The sequence below is a fragment of the Citrobacter sp. RHBSTW-00671 genome, assembly GCF_014103415.1.
Taxonomy (GTDB): domain Bacteria; phylum Pseudomonadota; class Gammaproteobacteria; order Enterobacterales; family Enterobacteriaceae; genus Citrobacter.
Map to the genome: position 1 here is coordinate 1,725,363 of NZ_JABXPR010000001.1, position 11,837 is coordinate 1,737,199.

General features: G+C 48.2%; 8 protein-coding genes. 5 read left to right on the forward strand and 3 right to left on the reverse strand.

Annotated elements, in window-relative coordinates; translation table 11 throughout:
* Positions 1-236: 236 nt before the first annotated feature.
* On the reverse strand, positions 237-1,985 hold the full coding sequence (locus tag HV261_RS08270; protein WP_202037977.1) for a sigma-54 interaction domain-containing protein: 1,749 nt from the start codon (positions 1,983-1,985) through the stop codon (positions 237-239).
* Positions 1,986-2,365: 380 nt separating this feature from the next.
* Here HV261_RS08270 and ygeX point away from each other — a divergent pair, with 380 nt between their 5' ends.
* From ygeX to HV261_RS08290, 4 genes are all read left to right on the forward strand, one after another.
* Positions 2,366-3,580, forward strand: a complete 1,215-nt coding sequence (ygeX, locus tag HV261_RS08275; RefSeq protein ID WP_202039670.1) for a diaminopropionate ammonia-lyase — start codon at positions 2,366-2,368, stop codon at positions 3,578-3,580.
* A 32-nt stretch (positions 3,581-3,612) separates the two neighbouring features.
* The gene (locus tag HV261_RS08280) at positions 3,613-4,797 is read left to right on the forward strand and encodes a YgeY family selenium metabolism-linked hydrolase (protein ID WP_202037978.1); all 1,185 of its coding nucleotides are present in this window, start codon (positions 3,613-3,615) and stop codon (positions 4,795-4,797) included.
* Between the two features lie 68 nt (positions 4,798-4,865).
* Entirely contained in the window at positions 4,866-6,458 is a 1,593-nt protein-coding gene (locus HV261_RS08285) for an N-acyl-D-amino-acid deacylase family protein (RefSeq protein ID WP_202037979.1), read from the forward strand.
* A gap of 78 nt (positions 6,459-6,536) precedes the next feature.
* Entirely contained in the window at positions 6,537-7,823 is a 1,287-nt protein-coding gene (locus tag HV261_RS08290; protein ID WP_202037980.1) for an MFS transporter, read from the forward strand.
* Between the two features lie 59 nt (positions 7,824-7,882).
* On the opposite strand, the gene HV261_RS08295 is transcribed toward HV261_RS08290, so the two are convergent.
* Entirely contained in the window at positions 7,883-9,022 is a 1,140-nt protein-coding gene (locus tag HV261_RS08295; RefSeq protein ID WP_202037981.1) for a hypothetical protein, read from the reverse strand.
* A gap of 563 nt (positions 9,023-9,585) precedes the next feature.
* The gene (locus HV261_RS08300; RefSeq protein ID WP_202037982.1) at positions 9,586-10,044 is read right to left on the reverse strand and encodes a GNAT family N-acetyltransferase; all 459 of its coding nucleotides are present in this window, start codon (positions 10,042-10,044) and stop codon (positions 9,586-9,588) included.
* 126 nt (positions 10,045-10,170) lie between these two features.
* On the opposite strand from HV261_RS08300, the gene pdxR reads away from it, so the two are divergent.
* Positions 10,171-11,640, forward strand: coding sequence for a MocR-like pyridoxine biosynthesis transcription factor PdxR (pdxR, locus tag HV261_RS08305; RefSeq protein ID WP_202037983.1), 1,470 nt, complete (start codon positions 10,171-10,173; stop codon positions 11,638-11,640).
* Positions 11,641-11,837: the final 197 nt, after the last annotated feature.

An 11,837-nucleotide genomic window follows, 5' to 3' on the forward strand; every position in this document is an offset into this window, starting at 1 on the left:
TCTCCATTTTCGCGAAATTATTCCCAAAAACTCAGATCCTGTGCCTGTTGATTGCCGATCTGAGATAGCGGGAATGGCGAGGTTTAATTTTAAAAGCGCTCAACCATAAGGCACTTTGCTGTACCTGCTGGATGGCGGCGCTGATGCCTTATCCGGCCTACTAAAGCCTGTGAAACGTAGGCCTGATAAGCGCAGCGCCATCAGGCATTGACTGCCCGTGGCGGACGCAGGGGAAATCATAACCCGTACAGTTTTATTTTTCGGTACAGCGTGGCAATGCTGATCCCCAGTTCTGTCGCGGCTTGTTTCTTACCCTCAACGCTTGAACCAAATCGCTGTATGGCGTTTTCAATGGCATCTCTTTCAGCGTGTTTACCCTGATGGGCAAGCTGGCGAGGTTGCGCCATCATTGTGCTTTTTCTGCCATCGGCTGCGGTAAGCAGGTAAGGGGGCAGATGGCTGGCGTTGATCCCGGCGGCTTCTCCGCGCATGACAAAAATGTACTCGATGACGTTGCGCAGTTCTCGGATGTTGCCCGGCCAGTGCCAGGCATAAAGACGGTTAATAACATCATCGGGAAGTTTCTGCGGTGGTCGCTGGTAGCTTAGCGAAAATTCATCGGCAAAATATTGTGCCAGGACGGCGATATCCGCCCGTCGTTCGCGCAGGGAAGGGAGAACCAATGGCACCACGTTCAGGCGGTAGAAAAGATCTTCACGAAACTGATTATTTTCGACCATCGCGCTGATGTTTTTGTTGGTTGCGGCAATAATCCGCACGTCGATATTGATGGTGTTGTTGGACCCCACACGGGTGATGGCTTTTTCCTGCAGTACCCTGAGCAGCTTGGCCTGCAAATGCAGTGGCATATCGCCAATCTCGTCGAGGAACAGGCTACCTCCATTGGCCAGCTCAAACTTTCCCACACGTCCTTTGGGATCGGCACCGCTGAATGCGCCGCGTACGTAGCCAAACAGTTCGCTTTCCAGGAGTTGTTCAGGGATCGCGGCGCAGTTGATGGTCACGAAAGGGGCGGCTTTACGCGGACTGCTCTGATGAATGGCAAATGCCACAACTTCTTTACCGGAACCACTTTCCCCGGTGATCAGTACACTGGCGTAGCTGTTGGCGATTTTGCCAATAGTACTTCTGAGTTGTTCCATTGAGGGGGAATGGCCAATCAGACGTACCTGTGTGTCAGACTCATATGGCGAGGGGGCAATCGTGCTCAGGTAGTCGTGCGCATCGCGAAAGATAACCATGGTTAATCGGTCGTTATCCAGTGACGAGAGCGAGATCTGTTTACACAGCACATGGTGTTTTTGCCCTTCAAGCGTCAGCCATGCTTCCTCATCGCCATACAAACTGTCTCCGGTCGTTTCAATGGTCAGGGGTAATCCCTGAACTTCACGGTTAAGTATGCGATCTGCTGAATGGTTGGCATGCCAGATACGGCCCTTGCCATCAATGGCCACAACGCCGCGATCCATGGCATCAATCAGACGACGAAAGGCACCGAGCGTCTCCTGCGCGCGTAAGCGTTCCAGGCATTCGAAGACCTTACTGGAGATCATGACGGCAATTTGCTCTATAAACGTGACAAATTTATCGATCTGGCTAAGCAAGGTGTCACGCTGTGTTTGCGTGGAGCAAATAATGCCGATCACCCCAATGACGCGGTTATTGAGGAAAATAGGGGCGTTCAAATCCAGCATTTCAGAGCAGTAATGGTGTTTTTCACACAGCTGACATAGAGGATGTTCACCGGGGTTTTTGATCAATACCGTCTCACGGACCTGCAAAACATGCCGATAGATATAACCATTTTTTGCCACGTTCTCATTGAGCATATGTCGGTATTTACCGGTACCAGCAATGCGCATTAAAGATTCATCAATGATTTCTACATCAGTCCCGGTAATGCCAGAAATAGCGTCGGCATAATTGCATATATCATCCTGAATATTGCTCAGTACTGAAATCATGATACTTCTCCGGCAAAGTGTCTCATTTCTCAAGGAAAATGATAAATAGGCGAACCATTGCAAAATTGATTTGCGAAAAATCAATCTACTACATTGTTTTTGGATGTTTTTTTAATTTTATCCTCCGTGATCACACTATTTATCATTTATGAGAATTTATCAAAATCAGGCGATAAACTAACGACGGCTGTTTTTACCTTACTTTCATTAAAAATTGATTAATACATTGAAACAAAAGCATTTATTAAATTATTTCTAAGTTTTCCCTCATTTTCTAAAAAGCTGGTAAGCATTTTGCTTTTATGGATTAGCGATAGCGTAAATAACTCTGTATTACACCGATTACAGGGAATGAATTACCAGGACAATGAGGTTTTATGATGCAGCAAAACTTATCATTTTTTATCAACCAGACGCCGTTTACCAAGCACCCTAAGGCAGCGCTGGCACCCTTTAGTCGTCAGGAGCTGGTAAAAGCGTTGAATTTTCATCGGTCTATTCCGGGATACGCTCCAACGCCGCTGTATACGCTGCCGGCACTTTCTCAAAAACTGGGCGTAAAAAATATTTACCTCAAAGATGAGTCTCAGCGTTTTGGCCTGAAAGCGTTCAAAGCGCTGGGCGGCGCCTACGCGATGGCATGCCATATCGCGGAATTAGTAGGGAAGGATATCAGCGAATTGCCGTTTGATGTCATGACCAGTGAAGCAGTACGCCATGACCTGAAGACCGTGACGTTTGCCACTACCACCGACGGTAACCACGGGCGCGGTGTAGCGTGGATGGCGCGCCAGTTAAAGCAAAATGCGGTGGTTTACATGCCGAAAGGGTCTTCACAGCAGCGGCTGACATCAATCCGCAATGAAGGCGCTACCGCTGAAATCGTGGATATGAACTATGACGATGCCGTGCGCATGACCGCGGATCAGGCGCAAAAGTATGGCTGGATCGTTGTCCAGGACACGGCCTGGGAAGGGTACGAAAAGATCCCACTGTGGATTATGCAGGGCTACGGCACGCTGATGCTGGAGGCGATTGATCAGCTCCATCAGGTTGCCCCGACGCATGTTTTCGTTCAGGCCGGTGTGGGTTCATTTGCGGGAATGGTGCAGGGCATGGTGACGGCCGCGTGGGGCGAAAATCGTCCGAAAGTGATCGTCGCCGAAGCGCTAATTGCTGACTGTCTCTATCGTTCAGCTCGTGCAAAAGAGGGGGAAGCTGTTGCGGTAGGCGGCGATTTACAGACCGTAATGGCGGGTCTGGCCTGCGGTGAGGCAAACAGCATTGGCTGGAAGTTACTGCGTGATTATGCCACCGCATTTGCTTCCTGCCCTGATGAAGTCGCGGCGCTGGGGATGCGTATGTTGGGTAATCCGCTGGCGGGCGACCCACATATTATTTCAGGTGAATCTGGGGCCGTCACGACAGGTCTTCTGGCGCTGTTGATGACCTCCCCGGATTTGGCACCAACCCGTGAGCAACTGGGTCTGGATGAGCATTCCCGCGTGTTGCTGATAAGTACTGAAGGCGATACCGACCCGCAACAATATTTGGATATTGTCTGGGGCGGTCAGTACCCGGGCATCAATAAATAATTTCCTGATTGAGAGCATTAACGGAGAAACCCATGTTATCTGCAACCCGTATTGAAGAAGTTATTAAAAATTGCCAGGCGCTGATCCAGCAAAAAAGCTATTCCGGTCAGGAAGGGGACGTGGTAAATGCCATAAAAACAATGATGCAGCATTACCAGTTCGACGACATCCATGTTGATAAATACGGCAATATCGTCGGCGGTATTGTGGGAAATCAGCCGGGGAAAACGCTGGTTCTGGATGGTCATATCGATACTGTGCCGGTGAACGAAGAGAAGTGGACCCGCAACCCGTACGGCGGTGATATTGACGATGGCAAAATTTATGGCCGTGGCACCACCGATATGAAAGGTGCTGTTGCTGCGATGATCTCCGCTGTAGGTTTTTTCGGCCAGGATAATCAGCGCAATTTCGCCGGGAAAATTTACGTCGCCTGTATCGTTCATGAAGAGTGTTTTGAAGGCATTGCCGCTCGTCTGGTCAGTGAGCGCTATCAGCCTGATTACGTCATCATTGGCGAAGCTTCTGAACTGAATCTGAAAATCGGCCAGCGTGGCCGTGCAGAAATTGTGGTTGAAACCTTTGGTAAGCCAGCACACTCCGCCAACCCGCAGGCAGGAATTAACGCGGTGTACAAAATGGCGCAGTTGATCGACAAAATTCGCACTATCACTCCGCCAACCCACCCGGTGCTTGGCCCCGGGATTCTGGAACTGACAGACATTAAATCGTCGCCATACCCAGGCGCATCAGTGGTGCCGGATTACTGCCGCGCCACCTACGATCGCCGCTTGCTGGTGGGCGAAACCAAAGAAAGCGTTATTGCGCCACTGGAAAACGCACTTGCGGAGCTAACTGCCCAGGACCCGCAGTTCAAAGCCCGCGTCTCTTATGCCGTTGGTAAGGAGTCTTGCTATACCGGAGCCACCATTGAGGGTGAGCGTTTCTTCCCTGGCTGGGTTTATGACGAGTCTGACGAGTTCGTGCAGGCCGCTCTGGCGGGCGTTCGCGAAGCGGGTTTCTCACCAACGATTACTCAGTACTCATTTTGCACTAACGGCAGCCACTACGCGGGGGAAGCGGGGATCAAAACTATCGGGTTTGGGCCGTCGCGTGAAAACCTGGCGCATACCATCGACGAGTATATCGAGATCGATCAGTTGACCGGCTCGGCCCGCGGCTATTACAGCATCATCCAGACACTCTATCGCCGTTAAAAAATAAAGATAAATACCTCTTACCTTACAGGTGGTGCTGCTTCGCGGCACCGCCATGGAGAATAACGATGAAAACCATTTTTAAAAACGGAAATGTGATTGATGGAACGGGTAATCCAGGCCGAATTGCCGATGTAATGGTTGATGAAGGGCATATTGTCAAAATTGGTCAAATTGATGTGGGCGTCAATGAACAGGTTATTGATGCAACAGGGAAAATTATTTGTCCGGGCTTTATTGATACTCACACACACTCTGACCTGTCAGCCATTATTAATCCTGCGCTGTCAGCGAAAATCCGCCAGGGGATTACTACCGAGTTGCTGGGGCAGGATGGCGTAGCGCTGGCACCATTGCCGGAGGAATATATTCCGGCATGGCGTAAAAATATTGCCGGACTGGACGGCGACACCGACAAAATTGACTGGAAATATAAAAACACGGACGGCTATCTCAACCTGTTGGCATCCCGACATCCGGCGACAAACCTGGCCTATCTGGTGCCACACGGTAACGTACGCATGGAAGCGATGGGGCTGGATGGACGCCCTTCCACGCGTGAAGATGTGGCGAAAATGTGTGAAGTCCTTGAGCGTGAGCTAAAAGCCGGCGCGTTTGGTCTTTCTACTGGGCTTATCTATATGCCGTGTGCCTTTGGTGATACCGCCGAAATGATTGAGTTGTGCAAGGTCACGGCGAAATATGACGGGATCTTTGTGGTACACCAGCGCAGTGAGGCTGACGATATCATCAGTTCAACGCAGGAACTGATCGACATCGCTAAAGCTACCGGCGTCTGGTTGCATATTTCACATATGAAAGTCTGTGGGAAGAAAAACTGGGGGTTGATTGACCAGATGCTGGGCATGCTGGAGCAGGCCCAGGAAGAGGGGATCCGTATCTCTTACGACCAGTATCCGTACGTGGCGGGAAGCACCATGCTCGGCGTGATCCTGCCACCGTGGGTCCACTCCGGCGGGACGGACAAATTACTTGAGCGTCTGGCCTCACCTGAATTGCGCGCCAAAATGATCGAGGATATCCAGCAGGGCATTCCTGGTTGGGATAACTTCATTGATTTTGCAGGCCTGGACCAGATTTTTGTCACCAGCGTCAAGACTGAGAAAAATCAGGATGCAGTTGGTCTGAACCTTGTTCAACTGGGGGAATTGCGCGGTAAAGATCCGTACAACGCCACCTTCGATCTGCTGTTTGAAGAAGAAAACGCCGTTGGCATGGTCGATTTTTACGGCACTGAAGAGCACGTCATTAAGTTTCTCTGCCGGCCGGAACAGAACGTGTGCACTGACGGGCTGATGGGCGCGGGTAAACCACATCCACGTGTGTTTGGCGCCTTCCCGCGCGTGCTGGGTAAATACGTGCGTGAAGAAGGATGCCTGAGCTGGGAGGCGGCAATCCGCAAGATGACAGGCAAACCCGCAGAGGTGTTGGGACTGCAGGATCGCGGATTACTGAAGGTAGGGTATGCGGCGGATATTGTGATGTTCGATCCCAATACTATTGCGGATAAGGGGACATTTGTTGAACCTAATCAGTATCCGGAAGGGATTGAAATCGTGATGGTTAATGGACGCATTGCCTTAATTAATGGCACGGAAAGTTATGCCTGTAGCGGTACTGTTATCAGAAAACAATATTAATAAATAACGCTAAACACGCATGGATCTATCGCGACCATTTATGGCCGCGGTAGATCACTACACCCCAAGGACATCACAATGAAACTACAAACATCTTTACCTTCAGGTAAACCTAAGACCTGGAAAGCAAGATATACCGTCCTGACATTAATCTGGCTGGCGTGGCTACTCTCGTTCCTCGACAGAATGGTCATGAGCGTTTCGTTGCCTTATATCGGCAAAGATTTAAATCTTGATACAACCCAACAAGGTTTAATTATTAGCGCCTTTTTCATAGGTTATGCCGCGTTCCAAATCCCCGGTGGTTTACTGGCGGATAAGTTTGGCTCACGTAAAATTATGGCCATTGGTATTGCCTGGTGGTCTGTTTTCACCAGCTTAACCGGTGCGGTATTAACGCTGCCGTTGATGCTGGCTGTTCGCTTCTTCTTCGGTATTGGCGAAGGGTGCTTCCCGTCAGCGTCCTGGAAAATGATTTCCACCTATTTCCCTTCGAAAGAGCGCGGTCGGGCTACAGCAATTCAGTCAACGGTAAATACCTTAGGCCCTGCACTGGCGGTGGTGGTCGCTGCAAGTATTATCGGGGCATTTGGCTGGCACATGGTCTTTATTGTGCTGGGTATTCCGGGCCTGTTTATTGCTGCGGGTATCTACTTATTTACGCGTGACAACCCGAAAGATCATCCTGCCATTACGCAACAGGATCTGGCCGATTTAGCTGCTGACGATCAGGGTGGCCTGCAAAACACGAGCGCTATTGCGTTTAAAGACGTGCTCAGGATGCCGGTGCTCTGGCAGATGGCCAGTATCTGGTTCTTGTTTGATATCACCTTCTGGGGGTTTTCAACCTGGTTGCCAAGCTACCTGATTACCGTGCGTGAATTCTCACTGGCGAAGACGGGGGTGATGGCGGCAATTCCGTTCCTGTTTGGTGCCGGTGGGACCTTAATCGGCGGATATTGCTCAGATAAATTCAAACCGATGCGCAAAACGTTGTATGTCGTGACGTCGGTTATTGCGGCGGGCTTTCTGTATCTGACCTTCAGCGTGAGCAGCGCGGATATGGCGGTGGTTTATCAGTGTGTCTCTGCGCTGTTTATGTTCTTTGCCATGGCGACATTTTGGGGCATTTTAATGGATACCATCCCCAGCAATATCATGGGGCGGGCTTCCGGTATCGTTAACTTTGGCGGTCAGATGGCGGGGGTCGTTTCTGCGCCGATTATTGGCTGGCTGATCCAAAGCAGCGGCGGAAGTTACAACAGTGCATTTATCTTTATGATCGCCGCACTGTTATGTTCCGCCGTGGTGACGTTGACCGTAAAAAGTTCACATGCCGTAGGTGCACTCCCCAGTAATGCCTGATTAGTATTAAACGCCTGTGGCTCTGCTGTTCCAGAGTCACAGGATTTATCGTTATGCCGTTAAATTAAATCTTTAATCGTTCTCTCTAAGGAAAACAATAGCGGATTTTTTAAACTGCAAAAATAAGATGTCTTACTGGTTATTTCACCCAGATCGGGATAGGTGCGTATAACATTGTTATCAGGGAAGCAATTTGTATAAACGTCAAGGTGATTTAAAACCTCGGCATTTAATGGCCTGGCTCTTTTATATACCTCTTTGGTGAATGAACTACATTTAGAACAATTGCATTGGCACTCGGTATTTTCAGGGGTAATGATGAAGTCATCATTGTTAATGGTAAAACCTAGCTTTTCTCGTCTGCTATAGGCGTCCATTATTCCTTTGGCTTCATGCTTGAGCAGTGCACCAGCGCGCTCACTCCGCTTTAAATAGGGTGTTAATATATAACTCAACAATAAAATGGTCCGTTCATTCATTGTAGGGTACTGGTTGAGATAACTCATTTGCCTTGTTTTAATAATAAAATAGGAGGCGATGACAAAGCCAAGGCAGCGGGATGTTTTTGCCAGCAGATCCGCGTTTCGTTTTTGCCGGGTATCTGCATAGGCTAATGGTATGAGCGTGTTTTCGAAGGCTAAAAAATCGGCAATAAATTCCATCGTTCTGATGTAGGGAAACAGATTGCCGTTATGCTTACTCAACTCATGCTGGCGGCAGGTGAGATGAACCAGTTCATGGAAAAAAATGAAGTTCATAAAAGATTTTGCTGTGTTAAGTGATATATCTGCAGATTTTATGTCAACTCTATTGACGATAATACAAAGAGCCGTATCAGCTAATGCGGTGTGTTTAAATATGGTCGTTAAGTCGAGGCTGATGTTTAAATTGTAGGTGCCGGCCACAATAATGACCCATGAATAAAATCTTCGATTGACTGCAACATAAGCAATTTCATCTTTAATATTTATCTGGACCAATGGTTCATTCTCGTAAACGAACCCCCAAACGGTCTTCCTGACAGGGACCAGCGAGTCCTTTCCTAGCCAAACATCGAGGATTAAGTCGAGTTCAGTAAAAGAATACCAGGTGATATCGGTATCAATATCGGCAGGTGAACACCAGGACTGATAAGGCCATGAGTCAGGCAGAATATCAGGGAAAACAACATTGTGTAATGACTCTCGTATTTGATTCATTTTACTCTACACCATCAATCAAATGCTTCGCTTACGGCCAGAAGGGCAGCGTAAGTTGCTATTCCGGCACCCTGTTTTCTCCTTTGTGTGTGAAAGTGATGCTTTTAACGTTGGGGAAAACACCCCGTATGGTTACACTATTATTTTATTATCCAGCTCCTCCAACATCTCCTGATCGCCAGTTAGCCAAATTGTTATCACCCAAAAGTATGAGAAAGTATATTAACTCATGCCGCACTGATACAACCCGGCGGCGTGTTTAGAGGTCGCTCCGGCAATATAGAGATGTAGAAATAAGTGTAGGGCAGTTTTATGTGGAAATAAAACGCATGAGCAATAAGATATGTGCAGCGCGTTGAAAAGTAATGTTTTTATTGATGGAAAAATTAGAATATATATGAGTATGTCACTTATCAGCGTAGCGGGTATTTGGCCTCAGAAATCTGACGATTTCAGATTCTGCGGCTTTGCGAAACACAGCCGCAGACGATGTGTTGAAAATTTAAGATACAATGCGAGGGATGTTTACAGAAAACTACCCGATTTAATGGGTATTATCTATTTTACATACGATACTCGATCATCCCACTCTTGCTGGCAACCCAGTCATAAAGGCGCTGACCGCGGAGGTTTGTTTCATGTGTGTGCCAATATAATCTTGAAGCATGGCGTTTGCGGGCGTGTTTTTGAACATACTCGATAAGCTGTTTGCCGATGTGCTTGCCCCGGGTTTCTTCACTAACAAATAAGTCCTCCAGATAGCAATAATCAGACTCCGCCCAGGTTGAGCGATGAAAGAGATAATGCACCAGACCGACAATTTTACCGTCCGATTTTGCGACAGCACAAAAAACAGGCTCCACAGGATTGAGAAAACGACCCCAGGTTAATTGTGTGACCTTGTCTGAAATTTCAGTACGATAAAAAATCTGGTAATTTATCCAAAGCGGTAGCCAGCCCGCGTAGTCTTGCTGGGTGACGGGTTCGATGGTAATCGGCGCAGTTGTGTTTGGCTTACTCATAGGTCTCCTGATAATTTTAGTCAGAGTGGTTTTCTATGGCGGTTATCCTAAATATTGCTTAAGCCACCGCAAAGAGACACTTTGCATATATTTCCAGGATCCACTTTTAACGTAAGAGCGAGTGCAATGAAAAAAAATAGTGCACCTTTATTTCAGGAACTTTTTTTAGAGCAAGGCGTTATTAAGGAACAGGTGTACCATGCGCTACGCAACGCAATCGTAGAAGGCCGTCTGCCGCCAGGGACAAAGATACCTTCAACCCGGGGACTGTCCGAGATGATGTCAGTTTCACGGAACTCGGTAATTGCGGGTTATGACCGACTGTTAGACGAAGGGTATATTCAGACGCGCAAAGGAGCCGGAACCTTTGTCACGCCAAGTCTTCCTGACCGCAGCATCAGCGGTCTCTATCCTGAAGCGCAGCAAGGCGATGAACTGCCCGCTGATGGGCAGCTAAATGCGGATATCGTATCCGTTCGTGGTTTATGGTCTGGCGATGTTGAAGGGCGTGAAATGAACCGTCTGTTCGCCGTCGGTGTGGGCTGTACCGATCTCTTTCCTCATTCATTATGGGGCAAGTTATTGGGGCGAGTCTGGAGACAATCCCGGCATCAACTCGGCTCTCATACCAGCCCCTGCGGTTTTTATCCCTTACGGAAAGCAATTTGTCACTACGTGAAAACGACGCGAGGGGTTAACTGCAGTGAAGATCAGATCATTATCGTCAACGGTATTCAGCAGGCGTTAAATATTACTGCCCGGGCGTTGCTTACAAAAGGAAATGACGTTTGGCTGGACGACCCTGGTTATAAAGGTGCGCGCGGGGTATTTATGTCAACAGGGGCAATAGTGAGACCTGTGCCAGTGGATAGCGAAGGAATGAATGTTCAATACGGCATCGATCATTTCCCTCATGCGAAACTGGCCTATGTTGTTCCTTCCGATCAGTACCCGCTTAGCGGGACACTCAGTTTATCCCGACGACTTGAGCTACTGGAATGGGCTCGGGTTAACCGGGCATGGATATTTGAAGATGATTACAATAGTGAATTTCGTTATGCCGCACGTTCTTTGCAAGCCTTGCAGGGACTGGATCAGCATCAGCGGGTAATCTATTCAGGGACGTTTTCAAAAATGATGTACCCAGAATTTCGTTTAGGTTTTTTAGTTGTCCCGCCAGGATTAAAAGAACAGTTTATCGTGACAAAATATTTTTCCGATATTGGCTCCAGTTATCTTGAGCAGGCGGTACTGGCGAGTTTTATTGAAGAAGGATATTACGCCAGCCATGTGCGACGGGTTCGTAAGGCATGCTACGAGCGGCGAACGGCGTTGGTTAATGCTATTCAATGCTATCTTGCCGATAAAATGACCGTCCAGCCTTCTGATTCAGGCGTGCATATTGTTTGCTGGTTGCATGACGGGTTGACCGGCGATGAGGTCGAACAGAAAGCCAGAATGCTGGGGATGGGGATTCAATCGTTGAGTCATTATTATCATGGGGATATCTCCCGGCAGGGGATTTTGATCGGTTTTGCGAATCACCCACCAGAGGTTATTGTTGAGGGTATTCGTCGTCTTGCCCATGCCATGTAGCGTTGTTTTGATGATGATAGCGATGCGCGTAATCATGTCATTAATGGCCGTATTTCTTATTTCCATAACAGCTTCGTGGCTGGTATTTTTTAATTGCGGATAAGCAATACGGTGCTGGAGTTGGGTATAGCATTGTCATGTGGATCTGTTAAAAACATCCATTGTGGTTCTTTTTACCCCGTCAGATGTCTCTTATT

What these genes read in the sequence shown, in the direction of transcription:
- HV261_RS08270 (WP_202037977.1), bottom strand. Translation starts at nt 1,985, where the DNA reads ATGATTTCAGTACTGAGCAATATTCAGGATGATATATGCAATTATGCC.
- ygeX (WP_202039670.1), top strand. Translation starts at nt 2,366, where the DNA reads ATGCAGCAAAACTTATCATTTTTTATCAACCAGACGCCGTTTACCAAG.
- HV261_RS08280 (WP_202037978.1), top strand. Translation starts at nt 3,613, where the DNA reads ATGTTATCTGCAACCCGTATTGAAGAAGTTATTAAAAATTGCCAGGCG.
- HV261_RS08285 (WP_202037979.1), top strand. Translation starts at nt 4,866, where the DNA reads ATGAAAACCATTTTTAAAAACGGAAATGTGATTGATGGAACGGGTAAT.
- HV261_RS08290 (WP_202037980.1), top strand. Translation starts at nt 6,537, where the DNA reads ATGAAACTACAAACATCTTTACCTTCAGGTAAACCTAAGACCTGGAAA.
- HV261_RS08295 (WP_202037981.1), bottom strand. Translation starts at nt 9,022, where the DNA reads ATGAATCAAATACGAGAGTCATTACACAATGTTGTTTTCCCTGATATT.
- HV261_RS08300 (WP_202037982.1), bottom strand. Translation starts at nt 10,044, where the DNA reads ATGAGTAAGCCAAACACAACTGCGCCGATTACCATCGAACCCGTCACC.
- pdxR (WP_202037983.1), top strand. Translation starts at nt 10,171, where the DNA reads ATGAAAAAAAATAGTGCACCTTTATTTCAGGAACTTTTTTTAGAGCAA.